The sequence below is a fragment of the Methylomonas montana genome, from assembly GCF_030490285.1.
In the GTDB taxonomy this organism is placed as follows: Bacteria; Pseudomonadota; Gammaproteobacteria; order Methylococcales; family Methylomonadaceae; genus Methylomonas; species Methylomonas montana.
Window position 1 is genome coordinate 3,239,180 of record NZ_CP129884.1, and the last position, 24,121, is coordinate 3,263,300.

The 24,121-nt window shown below is 50.7% G+C and carries 20 protein-coding genes; 11 read left to right on the forward strand and 9 right to left on the reverse strand.

The annotated features are described in order from the left end of the window. Position 1: 1 nt before the first annotated feature. From QZJ86_RS14930 to QZJ86_RS14955, 6 genes are all read right to left on the reverse strand, one after another. Positions 2–1,594 carry a hydrogenase large subunit gene (locus tag QZJ86_RS14930; protein WP_301671259.1) on the reverse strand — a complete coding sequence of 531 codons (1,593 nt, stop codon included), beginning with the start codon at positions 1,592–1,594 and terminating at the stop codon, positions 2–4. Further along, a complete protein-coding gene (locus tag QZJ86_RS14935) occupies positions 1,591–3,054 on the reverse strand; it encodes a hydrogenase 4 subunit F (RefSeq protein ID WP_301671261.1) in 1,464 nt (487 codons plus the stop codon). The genes QZJ86_RS14930 and QZJ86_RS14935 overlap by 4 nt, the downstream gene beginning before the upstream one ends. Beyond that, complete coding sequence (locus tag QZJ86_RS14940) at positions 3,051–3,728, reverse strand: formate hydrogenlyase (protein WP_301671262.1); 678 nt, start codon at positions 3,726–3,728, stop codon at positions 3,051–3,053. Before QZJ86_RS14940 ends, QZJ86_RS14935 begins: the two co-directional genes overlap by 4 nt. After that, positions 3,728–4,672 (reverse strand): respiratory chain complex I subunit 1 family protein, encoded by a 945-nt coding sequence (locus tag QZJ86_RS14945; RefSeq protein WP_301671263.1) that lies wholly within the window; start codon positions 4,670–4,672, stop codon positions 3,728–3,730. Before QZJ86_RS14945 ends, QZJ86_RS14940 begins: the two co-directional genes overlap by 1 nt. Beyond that, entirely contained in the window at positions 4,672–6,798 is a 2,127-nt protein-coding gene (hyfB, locus tag QZJ86_RS14950; protein WP_301671264.1) for a hydrogenase 4 subunit B, read from the reverse strand. The genes QZJ86_RS14945 and hyfB overlap by 1 nt, the downstream gene beginning before the upstream one ends. 105 nt (positions 6,799–6,903) lie before the next feature. Continuing rightward, on the reverse strand, positions 6,904–8,547 hold the full coding sequence (locus tag QZJ86_RS14955; RefSeq protein WP_301671265.1) for a SulP family inorganic anion transporter: 1,644 nt from the start codon (positions 8,545–8,547) through the stop codon (positions 6,904–6,906). 487 nt (positions 8,548–9,034) lie between these two features. On the opposite strand from QZJ86_RS14955, the gene QZJ86_RS14960 reads away from it, so the two are divergent. The 3 genes from QZJ86_RS14960 to infA all read left to right on the forward strand — a co-directional run bounded on the left by QZJ86_RS14960 (position 9,035) and on the right by infA (position 12,289). Continuing rightward, entirely contained in the window at positions 9,035–9,502 is a 468-nt protein-coding gene (locus QZJ86_RS14960) for a hypothetical protein (protein WP_301671266.1), read from the forward strand. Between the two features lie 348 nt (positions 9,503–9,850). Beyond that, complete coding sequence (locus QZJ86_RS14965) at positions 9,851–11,965, forward strand: RelA/SpoT family protein (protein ID WP_301671267.1); 2,115 nt, start codon at positions 9,851–9,853, stop codon at positions 11,963–11,965. Between the two features lie 105 nt (positions 11,966–12,070). Beyond that, positions 12,071–12,289 carry a translation initiation factor IF-1 gene (infA, locus tag QZJ86_RS14970; protein ID WP_013819653.1) on the forward strand — a complete coding sequence of 73 codons (219 nt, stop codon included), beginning with the start codon at positions 12,071–12,073 and terminating at the stop codon, positions 12,287–12,289. A gap of 34 nt (positions 12,290–12,323) precedes the next feature. Here infA and clpA read toward each other — a convergent pair whose 3' ends face one another. Then, entirely contained in the window at positions 12,324–14,600 is a 2,277-nt protein-coding gene (gene clpA, locus QZJ86_RS14975; protein ID WP_301671271.1) for an ATP-dependent Clp protease ATP-binding subunit ClpA, read from the reverse strand. Between the two features lie 9 nt (positions 14,601–14,609). After that, a complete protein-coding gene (gene clpS, locus QZJ86_RS14980; RefSeq protein WP_301671272.1) occupies positions 14,610–14,933 on the reverse strand; it encodes an ATP-dependent Clp protease adapter ClpS in 324 nt (107 codons plus the stop codon). Positions 14,934–15,058: 125 nt separating this feature from the next. Between clpS and QZJ86_RS14985 the strand changes: the two genes are divergently transcribed. From QZJ86_RS14985 to mtaB, 7 genes are all read left to right on the forward strand, one after another. Beyond that, a complete protein-coding gene (locus QZJ86_RS14985) occupies positions 15,059–15,514 on the forward strand; it encodes an NUDIX hydrolase (RefSeq protein ID WP_301671273.1) in 456 nt (151 codons plus the stop codon). After that, positions 15,511–16,608, forward strand: coding sequence for a tRNA 2-thiouridine(34) synthase MnmA (gene mnmA / locus QZJ86_RS14990; protein WP_301671274.1), 1,098 nt, complete (start codon positions 15,511–15,513; stop codon positions 16,606–16,608). The genes QZJ86_RS14985 and mnmA overlap by 4 nt, the downstream gene beginning before the upstream one ends. Positions 16,609–16,617: 9 nt before the next feature. Further along, entirely contained in the window at positions 16,618–17,763 is a 1,146-nt protein-coding gene (locus QZJ86_RS14995; protein WP_301671275.1) for an AAA family ATPase, read from the forward strand. Continuing rightward, complete coding sequence (locus tag QZJ86_RS15000; RefSeq protein ID WP_301671276.1) at positions 17,763–18,455, forward strand: DUF3226 domain-containing protein; 693 nt, start codon at positions 17,763–17,765, stop codon at positions 18,453–18,455. The genes QZJ86_RS14995 and QZJ86_RS15000 overlap by 1 nt, the downstream gene beginning before the upstream one ends. Before the next feature lie 31 nt (positions 18,456–18,486). Then, complete coding sequence (purB, locus tag QZJ86_RS15005; RefSeq protein WP_301671278.1) at positions 18,487–19,845, forward strand: adenylosuccinate lyase; 1,359 nt, start codon at positions 18,487–18,489, stop codon at positions 19,843–19,845. 17 nt (positions 19,846–19,862) lie between these two features. After that, a complete protein-coding gene (locus tag QZJ86_RS15010; RefSeq protein ID WP_301671279.1) occupies positions 19,863–21,092 on the forward strand; it encodes a nucleoside recognition domain-containing protein in 1,230 nt (409 codons plus the stop codon). 74 nt (positions 21,093–21,166) lie between these two features. Further along, the gene (mtaB, locus tag QZJ86_RS15015) at positions 21,167–22,456 is read left to right on the forward strand and encodes a tRNA (N(6)-L-threonylcarbamoyladenosine(37)-C(2))-methylthiotransferase MtaB (protein WP_301671280.1); all 1,290 of its coding nucleotides are present in this window, start codon (positions 21,167–21,169) and stop codon (positions 22,454–22,456) included. Positions 22,457–22,509: 53 nt separating this feature from the next. On the opposite strand, the gene QZJ86_RS15020 is transcribed toward mtaB, so the two are convergent. After that, entirely contained in the window at positions 22,510–23,292 is a 783-nt protein-coding gene (locus tag QZJ86_RS15020; protein WP_301671281.1) for an MlaA family lipoprotein, read from the reverse strand. Positions 23,293–23,386: 94 nt separating this feature from the next. Here QZJ86_RS15020 and rnt point away from each other — a divergent pair, with 94 nt between their 5' ends. Then, complete coding sequence (gene rnt / locus QZJ86_RS15025) at positions 23,387–24,025, forward strand: ribonuclease T (RefSeq protein ID WP_301671282.1); 639 nt, start codon at positions 23,387–23,389, stop codon at positions 24,023–24,025. Positions 24,026–24,121: the final 96 nt, after the last annotated feature.

A 24,121-nucleotide genomic window follows, 5' to 3' on the forward strand; every position in this document is an offset into this window, starting at 1 on the left:
CCTATAAATCGTTGCCGGAATAAGAGCCGTTCACGGATTTGTTGCAGACCGGAAAGTCCGGCACGATATTGTTCAGCACTAGTTTTTCCAGCGCCGGCCAGTTCAAGATGCTGGGATCGCGCGGATAATAGCGGGAAATTTTATTGTCGGCCTCGAAGCGCAGATAAGCGACGGTTTCGCCGCGCCAGCCTTCGACGATACCTAGGCCTTCGCTGCCGGGCGCCGGCATTTGCCAGTCGGCAATCAGGTCACCGGGCGCCAGCAAATCGATAAATTGCTCGATCAACCTTAACGCCGCTTTGATTTCCTTATGTCTGACCCAGAATCGGGAGGCGATATCGCCCTGATTTTCCAACGCCACTCTCATCGTGACTCTATCGTAAGGCGAATAAGCCGCATCGCGGCGCACATCGAAATTCTGGCCGCTGGCTCGGCCGACATAGCCGACCGTACCGTATCCGGCAGCGATTTCGTCGGCTAAAAACCCGGCCGTGTACAACCTGTCTTCCAGCGAGGTGTTCAAATCCAGCGCGGTGATGACGTCGGTCAATTCCTTACGCAGTTGAACGATATCCTGTTTAATCAAGTGCCCGCTCGCTTCCGACAGATCGGCTTTAACGCCGCCCGGCACCACGCAATCCATCAATAAACGATGCCCGAATACCAGGGCATTGGTCCGCAACCAGTTTTCTCGCAGGCGGGTAAATTGCATTTGTCCGAACACGAAGGCCACATCGTTACAAATCGCACCGATGTCGCCCAGATGATTGGCGACCCGCTCACGCTCGGCTAGGATGCCGCGAATCAATGCGGCGCGAGGCGGAACAGCAATCCCCGCCGCCTGTTCCATTGCCATGCAAGCGGCCCAGGCGTGGCCCACCGTGGTATCGCCGGATACCCGTCCAGCCAAACGCGCCAATGATTCAGGCGTCCTGCCCTCGGCGATTTTTTCGATGCCTTTATGCACGTACCCCAAGCGCTCTTCCAAATTCAGGATCAGTTCGCCGACCGCCTGAAAACGAAAATGGCCGGGCTCGATAATGCCGGCATGCACCGGGCCGACCGGAATTTCATAAGTCCCGGCGCCATGCGATTTAATAAACTGATAATCCAGATCCGGCGGCGTAACGCCCTGCGGATTCCCGGACGCCGGAAAGTCCTTGCGTAACGGATACTCATGCTTGTCCCAGGCTTTGTGCCGGGTCCAGGGCCGATGATCGGGATGGCCGATAAATTTGATACCAAACATATCCTGTGTATGCCTTTCGCTGCGATTGGCGGCCGGATACACAGTAGCTTGACTCGGCAACTCCGGCTTTAACGGATTAACGAGGCTACGCAACAGGATGAAATCACCCTGTTTTTCAAACAGTGCATTGACAAAAAATTGCTCGCCGAACTGCTCCGCCCAACCCGCCGACCAGCGCAGATGTTGTTGCATGGCCAGTTCGGCAAACGCTTGCCATTGCTGGCTGTCGATTTGCCAGAGTTCGGCTCTTTCCGAAAACCCGGCGGCAACGGCAATGGGTTCGACCGAGATGCCGCCTAAAGCCAACTGTTGCCGAAATTCGGCTGTCCATTGTGAAGCACTCATAACGGCGCACTCCCGGAGATCAATAAGGTCGCCTGCGAAAACCAGTTGGCGAGAAAACTCGGAATCGCCAAGCCCAGCCACAGCACCAAGGCCAAATGGATAATCACTGGCCACAGATTGGCTTTAACCGCGAACTGACCTTCCGGCCGTTCGCCGTAAACCATGGGTTGAATGTGCCTGAACAGACCGGCGAAGGCGATGCCTATCCCTAATAACAGCAACGGCGCCAGCCAGGGATACTGGTGCATGGTGGCCAGCAACACCAGAAATTCGCTGGTGAACACCCCGAACGGCGGGAATCCGGCAATCGCCACGGTCCCCATTAACAAGCCCCAACCGATCTTGGGTTGGGTTTTGATCAATCCGCGAATTTTGTCCATGCTTTGAGTGCCGGCCAATTGCGCGGCATGACCGACGGTGACGAAAATCGCGGATTTGGTCAGCGAATGCACCGTCATGTGCAGCAAGGCCGCAAAGGTCGCCAACGGCCCGCCCATCCCAAACGCAAAGGTCATGATGCCCATGTGTTCGATGGAGGAATAGCTGAACAAGCGCTTGATGTCTTTTTGCCGGTGCAAAAACAGCGCCGCCACCAAAAACGACAACAGCCCGAAACCCATCATCAGCAAACCGGCCATGTTGCTATGAGTGGCGCCGTCGACCAGCATTTTATTGCGCACTACCGCGTACAAAGCGTCGTTCAACAACAAACCGGACAATACCGCCGACATCGGCGTCGGACCTTCGGAATGAGCATCCGGCAGCCAGTTATGCAAAGGCACCAGACCGATTTTAGTGCCGTAACCTATCAGCAAGAACACAAAGGCAATTTGCAGAATATCTGGATTCAATTTGTCGGCATTGGCATACAACACCGACCACAGCAAGGCGTTGTCGCCGTCGCCGATTTGCACGGCGGCGTAATACAGCAAAATGGTACCGAACAGCGCTTGGGCGATACCGACCCCGCACAGGATGAAATATTTCCAGGCCGCTTCGATCGATTCCGGCGTGCGGTACAAGCTGACCAGCATCACGGTCGCCAACGTCGCGCCTTCCATCGCTACCCACATCACTCCCATATTATTGGTGGTCAACACCAGATACATCGCCAGCATAAAGCCCTGATACATCGAGTAATACAGCCGCAAGCGCCTTTCCGTCAACCGACCTATCTCCTTTTCATGCTCCATGTAAGGCGCGGAAAAAATCGAGGTGGTCAAGCCGATAAAAGCCGTCAGCACCACCAGATAGACATTGAACGAATCGACGATAAACGCCTGCCCTTTCGACAGAATGGTGCCATTATTCAACACATTGATCGCTAGCCAAATCGTCGCCAGCAAGCTGACGGCATTGAACCAGATATTGAGTTTACCTGTGTCTTGGTGGTGTCCGGCCAATGCAAAAAATACGATGCCGACAAACGGAACCAGTAATGCCAAATAGGCAGCGATCATTTGTCCACCTCATGCAAGCGGTTCAAGCGATCAACATCCAGTGAATCGATGCTGGTGCGAATATGAAAGAAAAAAATCCCGAACAGCACCGCCGCCACTAATACGTCAAAGGCAACCCCCAACTCGACTACCATCGGCATGCCGTTGGTAGCGACGATTGCGGCGAAAAATAAACCGTTTTCTATCGACATAAATCCCACCACGTGCGCGACCGCCTGACGATGCGAAATCATTAGCAACATCCCCAATAACACCACCGACAGACTGACGGCCAGCGCATTGACCATGATCGTGGACGAGGTTTGCACGATGGGATGCAATATGTAATAACTGAACACCATCAGACTGGCGCCCACCAACATCACGGCGGTTTTATTTTTCAACGCTTCCACATCGCGATCCATGTGCATATGCAACACCTGCCGCCGGAGCATCCAGGGAATAAACGCCACTTTCAGTATCATGGTCAGCGCGGCGGAAATGTATAAATGGTGGTTATTCAGGCTGTAAGCCGCCACGGCCGTGGTTAAGGTCAGTAGCAAACCTTGCAGCGCAAATACAAAAATTAACCGCAGTAACCGCCCTTGCCCCAGCATCAAAAACGACATCAATCCGACCAATGCCGCCATCGACAAAATCGCTTGGGTATAAAAATCCTGTTGTTCGATATTCATTAGCGCGAGGCCTCCAGAATGATGTGGCTCAGCATCCCCAGTAATCCCAGCAAATAAGCAAAGCTGAGATATTCCTGCACCCTGAACAAGCGCATTTTTGCCACCAAGGTTTCGGAGACCGCCAGCATCACGGCCAGCAACGCCAATTTGCCGATGATCGCCAGCAAGCCATAGCCCAGGGCTTGGGCGCTAAAGTGTTCTGCGATGCCCCACGGAAAAAAGATGTTGGCAATCAGCACGCCATATAGCATCAATTTCAGCTGACTGGCCCATTCGATCAACGCCAGATGCCGGCCGCTGTATTCCAGGATCATCGCTTCGTGGATCATGGTCAGCTCCAGATGGGTGGCCGGATTATCGACCGGAATCCGGCCGGTTTCGGCAATTGCCACCAACACCAAGGCAAACAGCGCGAACACGAACGACGGCCGCAATACCAAGCCTTCGTTCAATACATGAACTATCGCGAACGACAAGTTGGTGGTCGAGGCGGTCATGGTTAGCGTAAAAATCGCCATCAGCATCGCCGGCTCGGCTAATGAGGAAATCGTCATTTCCCGCGACGAGCCCATGCCGCCGAATGCGGTACCGATGTCCAGCGCGGCCAAAGCCAGGAAAAAGCGGGCGGATGCGAAAAAACCCACCAACACAATCACGTCGGCAATCGCCGTGGTGGGCAAGTCCACGGTAATTAAAGGCACCACCGATGCAGCCAGTACCGTGGCGGAAAAAATAATGTAAGGCGCTCTGGTGAAAAGCCATGACGCGTGCTCCGCGACTACCGGCTGCTTGCGGGTGAGTTTCAGCAAGTCCCGATAAGGCTGGAGCAAAGACGGCGCCTTACGGTTTTGCAATCGGCATTTGCAGAATTTCAGCCAGCCAGCCAATAGCGGCGCCAGCGCAACAAACAACACGGTTTGTAAAACGGCAACTACCCAGTTCATTAGCTGATCACCCACAACATAATGATTAACGTGACAAACGAATACCCCAGGTAAACCCGAATATTGCCGGTCTGAATTCGACCCACCTGTTTCGCCAGCTGATTGACGCCATTGGCAATGGGCTGATAAAGCCGCGGCCAGCTATGGTCCTGGATCTGCAATTGATAATGGACTGCCGCCACATCCATATCCAAGGCACCCCGCATATCCTTATTAACCTGCTCGTCTATCAACCAGACTTTGGCGAAAATCCGCCGAAACGGCATGGTATAGGCATTACAGCTGTACTGCATACGCGGGGTTAAGCCGCCGAAACCGCAATCCCAGGCGGCTGAACGACGCATGGTTTTGGTTTCCAGATTGCGGCGCAGATACCAAAAACTGATGCCGCCGGCTATCAGCGCACCGATTAAAACCAAAGGCGGCGAATAGGAGACTTTATTGGTAGCCACCGGGGCCAGCCACAGCCAGTTCAAACCGGTATAGTTGGGTAAACTTTGTCCCAGCAGTTGCTCGGCAACGCGGTTTAGCAGATCAATGATCAGCGTCGGAAAGATACCGAAAACAAAACACAAGCTCGCCAGCAGAGTTGGGCCGTATAACATTGATTTGTCTTTCACTTCCTGGGCTTTTTCGCTATTGCGCGAGCGTGGCAATCCCAGAAAAATCATCCCAAACACCTTGACGAAACACGCCGCAGCCAAGGCTGCCGTCAATGCCAAGGCCGCTGCCGAAACCGGGATCAAACTACGCAATACCCCGTTGTCCAACACACTGACCTGTAGCGCGGTCTGGAACGCCACCCATTCCGAGACGAAACCGTTAAACAGCGGCAGCGAGGAGATGCTCATACAGCCGACCAAAAACAAAAAGCTGGTTTGCGGCATGCGTTTGATCAAACCGCCCATGGTATCGATATTCAGATCATGGGTTTGATGCTGGAGTATCCCAGCCCCCAGAAATAGCAAGTTTTTGAATAAGGCATGATTGAAGGCATGTAACAACGCCGCCAATAATCCCAAGGCAGCCAATTCGGGATGGGCGTTGGCCATGAAAATCATGGCCAGGCCCAGCACCATGAAAATGATGCCGATATTTTCCACGGAGCTGTATGCCAGCAGACGCTTTAAATTGGATTGCATCATCGCGTACAAAATACCGCCCAATGCCGAGACCGTGCCCAATATCAATAGCACCACGCCCCACTGCCATTGCACCTCGCGGAGCAAGTCAAAACAAAACCGGATCAGGCCATACAGGGCCACTTTCAGCATCACCCCGCTCATCAATGCCGAGATGTGCGAAGGCGCGACCGGATGCGCTTCCGGCAGCCAGACATGAATCGGCACGATGCCGGCCTTCATGCCAAAACCCAGCAAAGCCAGCACAAAAGCGATACTGGCCCAAGTGGGCGACAAATTAGCCTGCCGCAAGCCGTCGAAAGTGAAGCCGTCGGCAAAACTGGCCAGCACACCGAAGGCCAGGATAATAGCCAACGCGCCGACTTCGGCCATCAGCAAATAAATAAAGGCCGCGCGACGATTGGCCGAATGTTCATGTTGAAACGCCACCAGGAAGTAACTGGCGACCGACATCAATTCCCAGGCAATCATGAAGAAAAAGGCATCGTCCGCCAATAGCACCAGCAACATACCAGCCACGAACAAGCCGGTAAACAAGCCCAAAACAGCAAAGGGATGCTGGTTTTCCTTGTATTCCGTGACATAAGCCGGGCCGTACAAACTGACCGCGCCGACGGCGATACCAATAATCAGAAAGAAAAACCCCGACAAACCGTCGAAACGCACATGCCAGGGTAGCCACGGCAATCCCAAGCTGAGTTGATCGGTGATCACCTGTTGCCCGATCATCACAATGACGCCCGCCGCCACTGCAAAGACACCCGAAAGGCCCAGCAAGGCAAATACGGCTTGTCTCAACCACAACGGATAACGGCTTTCCTTGAGAATCTCGGCAAACAGTTCATGACAGCGCCGGTGCTCAGGAAACCTGGCTGAGTAACGCTGGCTCAAGACAAGCAGCATAGCGCGTTGATTGCTGATCAACGCCAACAGCCCGGAAGCGAAGCTCAATAACACAGCAATATACGCCAGCACTAGAATCATAATATTCCTTCTATTTGAAGATAAACCCAAGCCTGCTGGGCAAGAAAGCATCTTTGGGTACAACAAGTGGCCCGCATTGTACGAGCCGGAAGCTGTACCAGTTACTCAAGATAATTTACGGCGTACAGCCAAATGATGATCGGAATAACTGTGGTGGTCGTCCAATCCAACAATCTCGCATTTGCCGCCGGCATGGTTATATTCCTCGGCAAAGTGATGGATAAACTCCATGACAGTATGATCGATCAGATCGGCCTCGGTCAGATCAAAAAATACGGTTTTCTGTTCTGGAAAATCGGCTAATAAGCTTTTCAAGCTGATGAAATTGGAAAATACCGCCGCACCGCTAACGGCGATGTGATACGTCTGACTATCGGTTTGCTTGACATGATACGCCAACGAGAAAACGTTGCTTGGTTTCAGCCCCCGGCTGATGTGAATCAGCAATTCCACAACGATGCCTATCGCCACACCAACCAATAAATCAGTGGCAATCACACCGATGATAGTAACGACAAACACGGCAAAGTTATCCAGGCCTACCGACAAGGTTTTGGCAAACTCACTGGGCGATGCCAAACGGAACCCGGTAAAAACCAGCAAGGCCGCCAGCGAAGACAAAGGAATTTCGTGAATCAGCTTCGGAAACAACGCAACGAAGATCAGCAATAGCGCGCCGTGAAAAAAGTTGGCCCAGCTGGTTTTCGCGCCGTTGTTGACATTGGCTGAGCTACGGACAATCTCGGCGATCATCGGCAAGCCGCCGACCATGCCGGCAACCAAATTACCTGCGCCAACGGCAGCTAAATCGCGATTCAAATTGGAATTGCGTTTGTAAGGATCGAGCTTATCGACCGCCGTGGCGCTCAGCAGGCTTTCCAGACTGCCAACCAACCAGATCGTCACCACCGACACCCAGAATTCCGACGTCGCAATTTTGGAAAAATCCGGAAAATAAAAACCGGCCATAAAGTGTTCCGGCACGGCGACCAGGAAGGTAGGACCGATCGTAAATTGATGATGCGGCAGAATTTTCGCATCCGGTAAAAACAGATATTGGTGGATATGATCCAGATCGAAATACTGTCCTAAAGCCAAACCCAGCATCACCACCAGCAAGGGCGCCGGAATCATCTTCAGCGTCGGCTGTTTGATCAGCGACCAAATAATCAGCAAAACCAGACCGCACAAGCCGATTAACGAAACTTCCGGATTCATTTCCATAATGGAATGTGGAATCTCGGCGATGGTACCCAGCAAGGTTTTAGCCTCGGGTTTTACGCCCAACAAGGTGTGAATCTGCTTGGCCATGATGATGATGCCGATTGCCGCCAACATGCCATGCACTACCGAAGACGGAAAAAATGCACTCAATTTGCCGGCTTTAAACACCCCCAGCAAAATCTGCAGCACGCTGGCAACGACAATCGCTGCCAAGGTAAAGCGGTAACCCGCCATCGCGTCCCCCTGTCCGAGCGATTGAACGGCATCGACGATGACCACAATCAAACCGGCGGCTGGGCCGTTAATAGTCATAAAGGAACCGCTAATTCTGGAGACAATCAATCCGCCGATGATGGCAGAGATGATGCCCGACATCGGCGGAAAACCGGATGCCATGGCGATCCCGAGGCACAGCGGCAGGGCGATTAGAAACACCAGAAACCCGGAAAGCAGATCGCTACGCCAGTTTTCGACGAGTCCGGGGATACCTGATTTAGGCAGAGCTAATTTAGATTCATTGGGCATGACGGCTCTCGAGACACGATGGAAAACCAAAGTAAAGCGAAAAACATGCCATCGGTATTCAGCTAGGCTCGAGCCTTGGCTTTAAACGGATACCAGCCCGATATATTGGGCTCTCCCACCGAAACGACAGGCTAAAAAACGCTGGATGGTTTATAAAAACCGAACCAAGTTGGTTTTTTTCAACCACTCCACCAATCGATTTAAGTAAGTATGCTTAACCGTTTTAAAGGATCGTTGACTGCCCATCTTAAGAGCCATAGGGCCAAGACATGGCTGATTATTCCAATTTTAAAATGGTTACGTGCTTTTACTTAACCCCCTAAATCAAGCATTGCCACCCTGCCCTAGCACTGTTCGACAAACTGCGCCCCTTACCGAACCCACAGACGACGTCTTAAATAACGTCTAAACATTAAGTAACGGTGACCGATGAAACTATCGGCTATGATTTTAGTCTGCTGAACACTCAAATTCCGTAGGAGGAAAAATGCGCAAATCATCCACTTTTATCCTTGGCATTTTGACCGTTGCCGGATTGCACTCGACCGCCATCGCCAATGAAGTTGTCGACGTACCCGACAAAGTCAGAACCAGTATTTTGAAACGACATCCGGGTGCTCAAGATTTTCAGGCCAGCCAAGAGACTCATTTTGGTCAACCGTTGTTGGAAGTCAGTTTTAAGGACGCCGACAATCAGTTGTTGCACGAGCTATTTAGAAGCAATGGCGCGCTGTTTAGCAACGAATTGCTACTGGGAAATGCCCAGGAAATCCCACCGGAGGTCAGCAAAGCCTTGGCCGAAAACTTTGCCGGTTATCGCCTCGACAAAGCGGAATTGGTGGTTAACCCCAATGGCATCGGCGAAGAATACGAGCTTTATATTGACGTTGCCGGCAACAAATGGAAAGTTGCCGTCAACGACAAAGGCCAGATCACAGCCAAGGACCGTTATTGAATTTCGGTCCACATTGACCTGACGAGGGCCGTGGATGACACGCGGTAGCAGCGCCGAGACAACTGCCGCCTTCCACGACCTTTCGGCTTAGGCATTCGGATAGCCGCTTGATCCTTTTATCCCGAAGCCCGTCAACCCTGGTCGCAGCGCCAGCTATACGACCCAGCATTCAGCCGTCAACATGACCATACATTTCAGCCGACTTACTTTTTCTTTTTAGGCCGATTGAGGTATGCGTCTTTAGAACGACTCGATCAGCAGCCTCATCTTTGCCGTCGGTTGAGCATCCCAGCCCTAGAGCCATGCCGACGACTACCGCCTATATCGCTCTAGTCTTACAATAGCCGAATGACTAACCATAACACTCTCGTCGCCAACCTATTTCCAGGTTTCTCCGAAGCCGACAGCTCACAGATCGGTACGGCACTCACGCTGATCGAACAACTATCGGCGGATTGCGCCGACAGCGCCCGCCCCAAAGGTATTGATGTCGCCGTGATTCTGATGAGCGTGCACATCGATCTGGAAACCATCCTGGCGGCGCTGCTCAGCGACTCACGCGTCGTCGGTAAATTGGGCGACACGGCGATTCGCGACCGGTTCGGCACGGTGGTCGCCAGCCTGGTCAAGGATGTATCCTGGCTGAACAAGGTCAGCATCTACAGCACCGATATGGCCAATCAGCCCAATCAGGCGGAGATTTTGCGGCGCATGTTGCTGGCCATGACCCACGACGTGCGCGCAGTGCTGATCAAACTTGCTTACCGCATCCAGCGACTACGCGACCTGCATCAGGAACATGAGGATATTCGCCGCTTTATTGCCCGGGAAACCCTGGACATCTACGCACCGCTGGCCAACCGGCTGGGCATCAATCAATTCAAATGGGAACTGGAAGACCTGGCATTTCGCTATGTCGATCCGGAAAACTATCGCTATGTAGCCGAATCGCTGGCGGTGAACCGCGAGCAACGTCAAGCCTGCATCGAACGGTTTTTAGCGGCACTCAACGACCAATTAAAACAAGAAGACATCGAAGCCAAGGTCTACGGCAGACCCAAGCATATCTACAGCATTTGGAACAAAATGCGCCGCAAACAGCTGACGATAGACGAGCTATACGACTTGTTGGCGGTACGGGTGGTGGTCGATAGTCTATCGGCCTGCTACATGGTGTTGGGTTTAGCACATAGTCATTGGCAACATATCCCGCGCGAATTCGACGATTACATTGCCAACCCCAAGGAAAACGGCTATCAATCGCTGCATACCGTAGTGCTGGACGAAGACGGCAACCGAATCGAAATTCAGATCCGCACCAAGGCCATGCACGAATTCGCCGAGCTGGGTGTGGCCGCCCACTGGCGTTATAAGGAAGGCAGTAAATTCAATGCGGCCACCGAGAAGAATATCGCCTCGCTCCGGCAATTACTGGAAGACAAGGACAGTGCCGACAACCTGCTGGAAAACTTCCATACCGAGCTGTTTTCCGACCGGGTATTCGTGCTGACGCCGGCCGGCAAGCTGATCGATTTGGTCAAGGGCGCTACGCCGCTGGATTTTGCTTACGCAATCCATACCGAAGTGGGCCATAGCTGCCGTGGCGCTAAAGTCAACGGCCAAATCAAACCGCTGACTTACAAACTGTGTTCCGGGGAGCAGGTGGAAATTATCACCGTCAAAAACGGCCAACCCAATCACAATTGGCTGAACCCCAACCTGGGCTATTTAAAAACACCGCGCGCTATCAGCAAGGTAAAGAGCTGGTTCAAGCAACAACAACAAGCCGAGAATATCGCCTCCGGCAAATCGCTGCTGGACAAGGAAAGCAAACGGCTCGGCTTGAAAACGGTCGACATCAGCGAGTTGTTGAAGCATTTTAAATTCGCCGACGCCGAGCATTTATACGAGGCGCTGGGCCATGGCGATATCAATAACCGGCAATTGGCGAATGCGCTGAAAATTCCGGAATTGGAACCGACGCCGATTAAATTGGTGCCGAGCAAAGCCAACTCCCAATCGGCAGTAACCATCGACGATATCGACAATGTAATCACCACGCTGGCGCATTGCTGCTCGCCGGTAAAAGGCGACGAGATCATCGGCTTTATCTCGCATAAGCGCGGCATCACTATTCATCGCCGCGATTGCGAGAATATTCAGCATTTATCGCCGGAGCAACAATTGCAATTGTTAAAAGCGGATTGGAGCGGCCAGCAGACGGTGCATCATAGCGTGCCAATCGTGATTCATGCCTTTAACGCCCAAAACTTGCTAAACGACGTCTCCCAACTGCTGGCAGCCGCGAAAATTCATATCAGCAATGCTTCGTTGAAAACCCATGACGATTTGTCGGCCATCCTGACTATGACTATTCAAATTGAAAATACCGAACAGCTCAGCCTGGTGCTGACCCGTATCAGCCATCTACCGAATATTATTGAAGTGAAGAGAAAAGTCTGACGCAGCTCTAAAAGTTGTCACCGATTCAACTGTCGGAGAGACTTTTTTAGAAGCTCGACGGAGGATTCATGCTAACATAGCCGTTTTAAGTTCAGAGCTTTAACTATGGCAAAAGAAGATCAAATTGAAATGGATGGCAAGGTCATCGATACCCTGCCCAACACAATGTTTCGCGTCGAGCTGGAAAACGGCCACATTGTGACTGCCCATATCTCCGGCAAAATGCGTAAACACTATATTCGCATCCTGACCGGCGATAAAGTCCGCGTAGAAATGACGCCTTACGACCTAACCAAAGGCCGCATCACTTTCCGCAATCGCTAACCCGTCTTTCGGGAAAGCGATTGCTTCCCTCGCTCTACACGACTTGATTCAATTCCGAAATGATTAGCTGTTTGCTCTCGATGGCAAAAGCCAGCGCATCGTTCTCGACATGTACGCGCACATGACCGCCATTCGCTAAACGACCGAACAACAGATCTTCCGCCAGCGGCTTTTTGACCTTTTCCTGAATCAAACGCGCCATTGGCCTTGCGCCCATTTTCGGATCGCAGCCGTGTTCTGCCAGCCAAGCCCGCGCTGCCGGCTCCAAGGTCAACGTGACATTTTTATCCGCCAGCACTGCTTCCAGTTCGAAAATAAACTTGTCGACTACGCTACCGACCACTGCCATATCCAGCGGTTTGAATTGGACTATGGCATCCAGACGATTTCTGAATTCCGGCGAAAAACCGCGCTCGATCACTTTCAAGCTATCCGAGGCATGATTTTGCTGGGTAAAGCCGATCGATGCCCGACTGCTTTCCTCCGCGCCGGCATTGGTGGTCATGATCAAGATGATATTTCTGAAATCGGCTTTACGGCCGTTGTTGTCGGTCAAGGTGCCGTGATCCATCACCTGCAATAACAGATTGAACACATCGGGGTGGGCTTTTTCCAGCTCGTCCAGCAACAACACTGCGTGCGGATGTTTGGTCACAGCCTCAGTCAGCAATCCGCCTTGATCGAACCCGACATAACCCGGAGGCGCACCGATCAACCTGGACACGGTATGACGCTCCATGTACTCAGACATATCGAAACGAATCAATTCTATGCCAAGCACTTTGGCTAACTGACGAGTCACTTCGGTTTTACCGACACCGGTAGGGCCGGCGAACAGAAACGAACCGATAGTTTTAGTGGTATCGCGCAAACCGGCCCGTGATAATTTGATCGCCGACGCCAATTCGGAAATCGCTTCGTCCTGACCGAACACCAGCATTTTCAGATTTTTTTCCAAGCTGGACAGCTTGTCGATATCGTTGGCCGAAACCGATTGCGCCGGTACTCTGGCGATTTTAGCGACAATCTCTTCAATCTCGGCGGTATCAATCAGATCTTTGCGGTCTACACCGGCAAACAGACGCTGCCGGGCACCGGCCTCGTCGATCACGTCGATGGCTTTGTCCGGCAAATGCCTATCGGTGATATAGCGCGCCGACAATTCCACAGCCAACCGTAACGCTTCTTGCGTGTATTTCAGGCCGTGATGCTCCTCGAAACGCGATTTCAGGCCCTTTAATATCAACACGGTATCTTCGATCGACGGCTCGACCACATCGATTTTCTGGAAGCGTCGCGCCAAGGCATGGTCTTTTTCGAAAATGCCGCGATATTCTTGATAGGTGGTCGAACCGATGCAACGCAGTTGGCCGGACGCCAATACCGGCTTGATCAGATTGGACGCGTCCATCACGCCACCGGACGCAGAGCCCGCGCCGATAATGGTATGGATTTCGTCGATGAATAAAATCGAATCTGGCTCTTTTTTTAGCTGATTAATCAAGGCTTTCAAGCGCTTTTCAAAGTCACCGCGATATTTGGTGCCGGCAACCAAGGCACCCATATCTAACGAGTATATTACGCTGTTCAGCAAAATATCCGGCACTTGTTCTTCCACGATTCTTTTCGCCAAGCCTTCCGCGATGGCGGTTTTACCGACACCGGCTTCGCCGACCAGCAGCGGGTTATTTTTACGCCGCCGGCAAAGCACCTGAATGGTTCTTTCTACTTCCAGTTCCCGGCCAATCAGCGGATCGATATTGCCTTTCAGAGCCTCATCGTTCAAGTTGGTGGCGTATTTTTCCAACGGGCTCGCCAAGGTTTCATTGCTGCCACGTTCGCTTTCTGGTTCTTCGCTCTGCTCTTTTCTGAATTGTTCGATCTTGGAAACCCCATGCGCCAGATAATTCACCACATCCAGTCTGGTAATATCCTGCTTGTTCAACAAATAAACGGCATGCGAATCCTGCTCGCTGAACAAGGCCACAAACAAATTGGCGCCGGTGACTTCTTTTTTATCCGAAGCCTGGACATGAAAAACCGCCCGTTGCAATACCCGCTGAAACCCCAAGGTCGGCTGGGTTTCTCGCTGGATGCCTTCCGGAATCAAGGAAATGGTTTCGTCGATAAACCTCGTCAACTCCGCCCGCAATGCATTGACGTTGCAACCGCAGGCAATCAAAATCGGTATCGTGGTGACGTTGTCCAACAAGGCCAGCAGCAAATGTTCGACCGTGATGAATTCGTGTCTTTTGGCATGAGCTCCGGTAAAAGCAGCATTCAATGTCACTTCAAGTTCTTTACTTAGCATGGTTAGCCCTCACGCCTCTTCCATCGTGCACATCAGCGGATGATGGTGCTCACGGGAATATTCATTAACAATATGTACTTTGGTTTCAGCAACATCCTTAGTATAAGTGCCGCAAACGCCGACCCCCTGCGTATGCACTTGCAACATGACCTGTGTGGCTTTTTCTTCGCTCATATTAAAAAAATCGGTCAATATTTCGACGACAAAATCCATAGGCGTAAAGTCGTCGTTAAGCAAGATCACCTTATACAATGGCGGTCTTTTCAGCTGCGGTTTGGCTTCTTGCAGCGCGGTGTTACCGTCAATCTCTTTAAAGGGTTCAAAATCGGACATAAGCTCTGGTACTGCGAATCACTGTGATCTTAAAAATAGCGCCTTAAACATCAAATTTCAATCTTTACGCATATAAAAAACATTTCTAGTAAAATGCGCGCCTTTTACCGTTTTCTATCAATATCATGGTCTGGAAACCCCACGTTACTGTCGCAGCCGTGATCGAAAAAGACGGCCGTTTTCTGCTGGTTGAAGAGACAACGGCACGAGGCCTTGCGTTCAATCAACCTGCCGGTCATTTGGAAGAAGGTGAAGACTTGATCAGCGCCGTCAAACGCGAAGTTTGGGAGGAAACCGCCTGGGAATTCGAGCCAGAGGCTCTAATCGCTACGCAACTATGGCGCAGAAGTCCCGATATGCCCAGCTTTGTCCGCTTCTGTTTTTCCGGCAAGGTCAGCAATCATAACCCCAAACAGCCACTCGACGACGGCATTATCGACACTCACTGGTTGAGCCGCAATGAAATTTACGAAAAACGCCAACAATTGCGCAGCCCTTTGGTTCTAAAAATCGTGGATGAATACCTAAAAGGCCACCGTTATCCGCTTACCTTATTACAGTCCTTTCTGGATTTAGCATGAGCAAACATATCATCGTCGGCATGTCCGGCGGCGTCGATTCTTCCGTTACTGCATTGACCCTGCAAGAACAAGGCCACAAGGTCTCCGGCTTGTTCATGAAAAACTGGGAAGAAGACGACGGCACCGAATACTGCACAGCGATGCAGGATTTGGCCGATGCACAACAGGTTTGCGATACGCTGGGCATCGAATTAAAGACAGTCAACTTCGCCGCCGAATACTGGGACGAAGTCTTCGAAGTGTTTTTGTCGGAATTCAAGGCCGGCCGTACTCCCAATCCCGACATTCTTTGTAACAAACACGTCAAGTTCAAGGCGTTTTTGAATTATGCCATCGAAGACCTGGGCGCTGAATACATCGCCACCGGCCATTATGCCCGCGTCCGAGAACATGACGGCGAATTTCAGTTATTGAAAGGCCTGGACCCGAACAAGGAACAAAGCTACTTTTTATATGCAATGGGCCAGAAAGCCCTGTCTAAAACCCTATTCCCGATCGGCCATCTACATAAACCGGAAATCCGGGCGATGGCCGATAAAGCCGGTTTCGCCAACAGCAGCAAGAAAGACAGTACCGGCATCTGTTTCATCGGCGAACGCAAGTTCAAGGAATTTTTGCAACGCTACCTGCCGCACCAACCCGGCGAAATGCGCACCCCGGAAGGCCAATACATCGGCAAGCATCACGGCTTGATGTACTACACGCTGGGCCAACGCCAGGGCTTAGGCATAGGCGGCGTCAAGGACGCACCGGACGAACCGTGGTTTGTGTTGGAAAAAGACCTGGTCAACAATGTGCTGATCGTCGGCCAAGGCCACGACCATCCGTTGATGCTGCACAACACCTTGGAAGCAGGCCAACTGGACTGGTGCGGCAGCCAGCCGTTGACCGAAACCATCCGCTGCGCCGCCAAGACCCGTTATCGCCAAGCCGATCAGGATTGTGTCGTCGAAACAATTGATGATGGCACCCGCGTCAAAGTCCGCTTCGACCAACCGCAACGCGCCATCACCCCCGGTCAATCGGTGGTGTTTTATCAGGGTGATGTTTGTTTGGGTGGCGGGATAATTGAGTCGAAGTACAATGAAACATAAGGATCAACAATGCTAACCAATTTACGCATTAAAAATTTCCGCATGTTAGAGGATTTGGAAATCCCAAAACTTGGCCGCGTGAATTTGATTGTTGGCAAAAACAATAGCGGCAAGAGTTCTATTCTCGAGGCGCTGCGCATCTATGCTGGCGACGCAAACCTTGAGCTACTCAGCACAATACTGAATGAACATGACGAATCATATAGCTTGGATCGCACATCATTTGACGGTAGTATAAAAAACTGGCTAGGACTAAAAAATCTCTTTCCTAATCGAAAATTCCCTTCAAAAGACAATATCAATATAGCTTTGTCCTCCAATGAGAAAACTCTTCTAAAAATAGAATATATATTTTATTACTTTAAAGATGAATCAGATATTGACGAAGACGGCCAGCCATTTTCCACTCGCCGAAGAGTTATTGTAAAATCTGACTTGTCTAATATTGAAGATTCAGCGCTATTATATCCAGCAATTCGCATAACGTTAGAATCAGGCAAGAACACAATTCACGAATTAGAGGAAATCAAAACTCAGTTTTCTACGTTTTGGCTCCTGAATTCTAAACTTTATTCATTTGGACTAAGTTATGTTCCGTCCGACTTTTTATCATCAGAACAACTATCTACACTCTGGGATGAAATCACACTAAGCCCATATGAGAATATTGTCATAAAAGCTTTGAAGTTAATTGATGACCGTATTGAAAAACTTGCATTCATCGAATCTCATCAAAACAACAACAGCCGTTTTGCAATCGTTAAAACCAAAGATGTTGAAAATAGAATCCCTCTCAACAGCATGGGCGATGGCATGTCGCGCATACTGCAGCTGATACTTTCTGTATTTCCTGCAAAAGATGGCATTTTATTAATTGACGAGTTTGAAAACGGCTTGCACTACAGCGTTCAAGAAGAAGTCTGGCGCATCATTTTTCAATTAGCGAAAGAGCTAAATATTCAAGTATTCGCAACAACGCATAGCTGGGATTGTATCGAGAGTTTTACTAAAGCCGCAGTTGAAAGTCCGAAAGATGGCATTTTGTTGAAAGTTTCCAGAAGCAAACTCACCAGCGATCATGGAAAAGTCATTGCCACTGTTTACGATGAGGCCGAGTTACAAACAATAACCGCATCAGAACTTGAGATCAGATAATGTCTAAAAAGATATTATTGGTTGAAGGCAATGATGATCGAGCCTTTTTCAAAGCATTCTGCAAAAAACTGGGGCTCACTGATGTCGATGTACCAGAAATAGCCATCGTCACTCCAAAGGACAGGGGCTCACAAAGAAACGGCTGGACTAACCTGATTGACCGTTTACCAACAGAAATTAAACGCTTGCGCAGTGGCGATATTGATAAACTAGCTATTGTGATCGATGCTGACTTTGAGCCAGACAATAACGGGGGAGTCACTTCAAGGCGAAATTTGGTCGCCAAGAAAATAAACGATTTTTTACAAGAACAAAATTACGGCCTCTACGAAATATCAGATCAGCCTAATTACAAAACAGGCGACATTTTCAAACATTCAAACGGCTTACCCGATATTGGCTTATGGATCATGCCTGATCACCAAAATGACGGCATGATTGAAAATTTTGTCGAACAAATGATTTCAACCGACGCCGAACAACAATCGCTATTAGCTCACGCTGACCTCTCAATAAATAACTTACCGGCCAAGCTATTTAAAGGCATTCATGAGTCGAAAGCCAGAATCTATACATGGCGAGCTTGGCAAAAAGAGCCCGGCATAAGATTGCCGGATGCGTTGTCCGAAAACCTATTAACTATCGAAGCCGCTGCTAATTTCAGCAATTGGTTAGTCTCGGTTTTTAAATAACTACCCAAATATCTCCTAAGGAAATAGCTCTATGACACTCACCGCCATCTCCCCCATCGACGGCCGCTATGCCAGCAAAGTCGACGCCTTGCGCCCCATTTTCAGCGAATACGGTTTGATCCGTTACCGGGTTGAAGTGGAAGTGCGCTGGCTGCAAGCTTTGGCCGCCGAAGCCAAGATCGTCGAAGTGCCAGCCTTATCGGCCGATGCCATTGAGGTATTGGACAGCATCGTCAGCAATTTCTCCAAAGCCGACGCCCAAGCCGTCAAAGACATCGAGAAAACCACCAATCACGACGTCAAGGCGGTCGAGTATTTCCTGAAAGCCAAAATCAAGGACAACACCGAGCTACATGCCGTCAACGAGTTCATCCACTTCGCCTGCACCTCGGAAGACATCAACAACTTGTCCTATGCCCTGATGCTGAAGGAAGGCCGCGACCTGATGTTGGCCGAGATCGACGCCAGCATAGACGCTATCAAAAAATTGGCCTTGGATAGCGCCGAGCAACCCATGCTGTCGCGCACCCACGGCCAATCGGCGACGCCGACCACGGTCGGTAAGGAATTCGCTAACGTCGTCGCCCGCATGCAGCGCCAGCGCGTACAATTGGCAAAAATCGAATTGCTGGGCAAAATCAACGGTGCGGTCGGCAATTACAACGCGCACAGCGTCGCCTACCCGGACGTCGATTGGGCGCAGTTCGCGCAAAACTTTGTCGAGTCGCTGGGCCTGACCTTCAACCCCTACACCATCCAGATCGAGCCGCACGATTACATGGCCGAGTTTTTCCACGCCCTGTCGCGCTTCAACACTATCTTGCTGGACTTCGACCGCGACGTCTGGGGCTATATTTCGTTGGGTTATTTCAAACAGAGAACCATCGCCGGCGAAGTCGGCTCCTCGACGATGCCGCACAAGGTCAATCCTATCGACTTCGAAAATTCCGAAGGCAACCTGGGACTTGCCAATGCGATCTTCGGTTTTCTGGCCGACAAATTGCCGGTATCGCGCTGGCAGCGGGATTTGACCGACTCGACAGTGTTGCGCAACATCGGCGTCGGCATCGCTCACACCAGCATCGCCATACAATCGACCTTGAAAGGTATTTCCAAACTGGAAATCAATCCCGCTTTGATCGATCAGGACCTGGACCAGAACTGGGAAGTGTTGGCCGAACCGATTCAGACCGTAATGCGCCGCTACGGCATCGAAAAACCGTATGAAAAACTCAAAGAGCTGACCCGCGGTCAACGCGTCACCGGCGACGGCATGCGCGCCTTCGTCGAAAAGCTGGAGATTCCGGCCCAAGCGAAGGCCGAACTACTGGCGCTAACCCCACACGGCTATACCGGCTATGCGGCAGCTTTAGCCAAGAAAATCGGCTAAAGTCCTGGGATTCGTTGTTGCTGAACTTCATCTGGATATTCTTCTTCCTGAGCGCCTTCGCCACCGCCGCTTTCAAGCTGCTGGTGCTGGGCGACACGAAAGTATTTTCCGAGTTGATGAATGCGATGTTCAGCCTGTCGAAAACCGCATTCGAAATTTCGTTAGGGCTAAGCGGCGTGCTGGCCTTGTGGCTGGGCATCATGAAAATCGGCGAACATAGCGGTTTCATCGATTATTTGACCAAGGCACTCAATCCGCTGTTCAACCGCCTGATGCCGGAGATACCGAAAGATCATCCGGCTTTGGGCGCGATGGTGATGAACATCGCTGCCAACATGCTGGGGCTGGACAACGCGGCGACGCCGATGGGCATCAAGGCCATGCAGGAAATGCAGACCTTGAACCCTAATCCTTACAAGGCCAGCAATCCGCAGATTTTGTTTCTGGTGATCAATACCTCATCGGTGACGCTGTTTCCGGTGACCATCTTCGCCTACCGGGCGCAGCTTGGCGCGGCGAACCCCACCGATGTGTTCATTCCGATTCTGATCGCAACGTATATGTCGACACTGACCGGCTTTCTGGCAGTCGCCGTTGTGCAAAAAATAAATCTATTGGATAAAGTGGTGCTGGCTTACCTGGGCGGCATCACCATGCTGGTCGGCGCCATTCTGGCTTATTTCGCCGGATTGGATCAGGCGGAAATGTTGCAGCAATCGGCCTTGGTCAGTCACGTGATTCTGTTCAGTCTAGTGATTTCCTTTATCGCTGCCGCCGCATACAAACAACTGAATGCTTATGAGTTGTTCGTCGAAGGTGCCAAGCACGGTTTTCAGACCGCAATCAGCATAATTCCCTATCTGGTGGCGATGTTGGTTGGCTTCGGAGTGTTTCGGGCCAGCGGCGCATTGGAATTAATCACCGACGGGGTGAGGTTGCTGGTCAACTATTGTGGCATCGACAACCGCTTCATCGATGGTCTGCCTACCGCCTTGATGAAGCCATTCAGCGGCAGCGGCGCGCGGGCGATGATGATAGACACCATGCAGACGCACGGCGCCGATTCGTTCGCCGGCCGGCTGGCATCTGTGGTGCAAGGCAGCACAGAGACGACCTTTTATGTATTAGCGGTATACTTCGGCGCGGTCGGGATCACCAACATCCGCCATGCCGCCGCCTGCGGCATCATGGCCGATCTGGGCGGCATTATTACCGCTATTTTTGTGACTTACTGGTTTTTTGGTTAAACCATATTGATGGCAAATTATTTGATCATGTCGGGTTACGCTACGCTAACCCAACCTACATTGTTTTATATTTCATGCAAATCCATTTAAAGACTCTGGGCTGCCGCCTCAACGAAGCCGAACTGGAAACCTGGGCGCAAGCCTTTCAAGCCTCCGGCCACAGCATTACTCGCAACATTAATGATGCGCAATTGGTGGTACTTAACTCCTGTGCGGTAACCCAGGACGCCGTGAAAAAATCCAAGCAATCTATCCGCCGCATCCATCGAGACAATCCACAGGCCAAGCTGGTGGTCAGTGGTTGCTATGCGACATTGAACGAATCCGAAGCCGCACAATTGATGGGCGTGGATTTGATCGTCAGTAACAAGGATAAAAATCAACTGGTGGAAAAAACTCTGGCCGAATTGAACATGGACAGCATGCCGGCCATGTCGACCGAACCCGGCGAAGTGTCGCTGTTCAGCCGCGGACGGCAGAGGGCCTTCGTCAAGGTACAGGATGGCTGCCGCTACCGCTGCACCTTCTGCATCGTCACCGTCGCCCGCGGCGAAGAGCGCAGCCGCCCCATTCAGAACGTCCTCGATGAAATCAACGCGCTGCACAGCCAAGGCATTAACGAGGCCATCATTACCGGCGTACATCTGGGCGGCTACGGCAGCGACATCGCCAGCAATTTGGTGGAATTGATTACCGAAATACTCGATAAAACCCGGATTCCGCGCCTGCGCCTCGGCTCACTGGAACCCTGGGAATTACCGGACGGTTTTTTCGAATTGTTCAAAAATCCCAGACTGATGCCGCATCTGCATCTGCCCTTGCAAAGCGGTAGCGACAGCGTGTTAAAACGCATGGCCAGACGCTGCAAGACCGAGGAATTCAGCCAGATCATCAAACTGGCCAGAACCACGATTCCACATTTCAACATCACCACCGACATCATCGTTGGCTTTCCCGGCGAAACCGAACAGGAATGGCAGGAAAGCATTGATTACATTAGAACCATCGGCTTCAGCCACATTCATATTTTCAGCTATTCGCCGCGTGCCGGCACCGCTGCCGCTGTGTTCCCCAATCCGGTCAGCCAAGAACTCAAGAAACAGCGCAGCAAGCAATTGCATGAATTGGCGGAAACTATGAAACAGGCATTTATCGCAGAAAACATTAGTACTCAAGTCTATGTGCTATGGGAAGGACATACAGAAATACTCAGCAACGGCAATATTCGCTATTTCGGCTATACGCCGAATTATTTACGGGTTAGCTGCGATGTAACGCAGGAGATACAGCTAGAAAACAAAATTACCCTAGTTGAACTAATTAAAGCGGATGGGGATTTTATCGGCGCGCGGTTAGCCCAATAAAAAAGCCGCAAAGCAAACTGCTTTGCGGCCTTATCGTAGGCTTGATAGCTCAATTAATACGGATTGAGATCCAACGGACCATGGCCGCCCTCTTTCATCTCATCGAGTTTTAATACATCTTCATCCGACACATTGCCATCGTGAATCAGGTAATTACGTCTGGAAAGATAGGCATTTTTGAAGAACTCATAACGATCGAGCGCTGCTTCGCTGGCGACTTTTTCCATACCCAGCAGATCGGAACGCGCATCAATGACCTTCAATGCGCCCGGACCAACCGAGGCGGCCGCCCCGACCCAGCTCGGGTTTAGATAAATACCAGCGTAGGTGAAAGGATTCATCGCAGCATCTCCTAGCAATCCAAATACACCACGCGGCGAACTAGGGCCGAAAAATGGCAGCACCAGATAAGGACCGGTCGGCATCCCCCAATAACCCAAGGTTTGGTCAAAGTCTTCATTGTGCTTAGGCAAATCGATCATTGTACCGACATCGATCAGACCCGCTACACCAGCCGTAGTATTCACCAAAAAGCGAGCACCATCTTGACCAGATTGAACAAATTTACCTTGCAAAACATCGTTAGTACAGACTCCGATGTCGTCGATATTACTAAAAAAATTGGTCACAGCTTGATCGGCAAAATCAGGCATCGCCCAATCGTAGCCTTTGGCAACCGGTTTCATGACATAATCATCAACACCATCGTTGAACGATTGCACACCCCTATTCCAACTTTCCCAAGGGTCTTTAGGATCGCTACCATGGGTTGTAGCGCAACCGCTTAATACAGCCAGGAGCCCTACGATCAGCCAACCTCTTTTCCCGTCTTGCATAACCATCACCTCATTAATTGAATATTGTTTAAACCTATCCAAAACTCACGTAACATACCATACAATCGACTTTTCTAGCCATATCCGCAACTCAATGGAAATCACCTTCAACCCCTTAGGTAATCGTTTTAGAGGTTACCTGCCAGTTATTATCGACATCGAAACTGCTGGCTTTAACGCCAAAAAAAATCCACTTTTAGAAATTGCTGCGGTCATCGTAGAGCCTGATCAAGATGGCTTGCTACGCATCACCGAAAAACACCATAGCAATATTATTCCGTTTAAAAACTCCGAACTAGATGAAGCGGCATTAAAATTTACCGGCATCGATCCTTATCATCCCTTCCGAATGGCTGTCGAAGAAAAGGACGCGTTAACTAAACTATTTACCCCGATTAAAGCCGCTGTCAAACGAAACGAATGCAAACGGGCGATTTTGGTCGGCCATAATCCAGCATTCGACATCAATTTTCTGAATGCTGCGATCGATAGGACCAACTATAAAAGAAGCCCATTTCACCCTTTCAGCAGCTTCGACACTGCCACACTAGGTGGCTTGGTATATGGGCAAACTGTATTAGCTAAAATTGCCCAGGCCGCTGGTTTAACTTGGGATAACGAGAAAGCGCATTCAGCGCTTTACGATGCCGAGCAAACCGCAGAGCTATTTTGTTTAATTATCAACCGCTGGAAAAAATTAAGCGAGTCAGAATCTATAGAAATGGGGATCTAGAACACAAAAACTGAATGTCAAAGAACGACATTCAATTATCAATTTCTGATTGAAATTTGAAGCTCTTTCAGCAAGCTGCACCGCCATTAGAGCAAA

Excerpts from the sequence above, each read along its gene's own strand:
- rnt (WP_301671282.1), top strand. The coding sequence starts at position 23,387 with ATGGAAATCACCTTCAACCCCTTAGGTAATCGTTTTAGAGGTTACCTG.
- infA (WP_013819653.1), top strand. The coding sequence starts at position 12,071 with ATGGCAAAAGAAGATCAAATTGAAATGGATGGCAAGGTCATCGATACC.
- purB (WP_301671278.1), top strand. The coding sequence starts at position 18,487 with ATGACACTCACCGCCATCTCCCCCATCGACGGCCGCTATGCCAGCAAA.
- clpA (WP_301671271.1), bottom strand. The coding sequence starts at position 14,600 with ATGCTAAGTAAAGAACTTGAAGTGACATTGAATGCTGCTTTTACCGGA.
- mtaB (WP_301671280.1), top strand. The coding sequence starts at position 21,167 with ATGCAAATCCATTTAAAGACTCTGGGCTGCCGCCTCAACGAAGCCGAA.
- QZJ86_RS14960 (WP_301671266.1), top strand. The coding sequence starts at position 9,035 with ATGCGCAAATCATCCACTTTTATCCTTGGCATTTTGACCGTTGCCGGA.
- hyfB (WP_301671264.1), bottom strand. The coding sequence starts at position 6,798 with ATGATTCTAGTGCTGGCGTATATTGCTGTGTTATTGAGCTTCGCTTCC.
- QZJ86_RS14930 (WP_301671259.1), bottom strand. The coding sequence starts at position 1,594 with ATGAGTGCTTCACAATGGACAGCCGAATTTCGGCAACAGTTGGCTTTA.
- QZJ86_RS14940 (WP_301671262.1), bottom strand. The coding sequence starts at position 3,728 with ATGAATATCGAACAACAGGATTTTTATACCCAAGCGATTTTGTCGATG.
- QZJ86_RS15000 (WP_301671276.1), top strand. The coding sequence starts at position 17,763 with ATGTCTAAAAAGATATTATTGGTTGAAGGCAATGATGATCGAGCCTTT.
- QZJ86_RS14995 (WP_301671275.1), top strand. The coding sequence starts at position 16,618 with ATGCTAACCAATTTACGCATTAAAAATTTCCGCATGTTAGAGGATTTG.
- mnmA (WP_301671274.1), top strand. The coding sequence starts at position 15,511 with ATGAGCAAACATATCATCGTCGGCATGTCCGGCGGCGTCGATTCTTCC.
- QZJ86_RS14955 (WP_301671265.1), bottom strand. The coding sequence starts at position 8,547 with ATGCCCAATGAATCTAAATTAGCTCTGCCTAAATCAGGTATCCCCGGA.
- QZJ86_RS14935 (WP_301671261.1), bottom strand. The coding sequence starts at position 3,054 with ATGATCGCTGCCTATTTGGCATTACTGGTTCCGTTTGTCGGCATCGTA.
- clpS (WP_301671272.1), bottom strand. The coding sequence starts at position 14,933 with ATGTCCGATTTTGAACCCTTTAAAGAGATTGACGGTAACACCGCGCTG.
- QZJ86_RS14965 (WP_301671267.1), top strand. The coding sequence starts at position 9,851 with ATGACTAACCATAACACTCTCGTCGCCAACCTATTTCCAGGTTTCTCC.
- QZJ86_RS15020 (WP_301671281.1), bottom strand. The coding sequence starts at position 23,292 with ATGCAAGACGGGAAAAGAGGTTGGCTGATCGTAGGGCTCCTGGCTGTA.
- QZJ86_RS14945 (WP_301671263.1), bottom strand. The coding sequence starts at position 4,672 with ATGAACTGGGTAGTTGCCGTTTTACAAACCGTGTTGTTTGTTGCGCTG.
- QZJ86_RS14985 (WP_301671273.1), top strand. The coding sequence starts at position 15,059 with ATGGTCTGGAAACCCCACGTTACTGTCGCAGCCGTGATCGAAAAAGAC.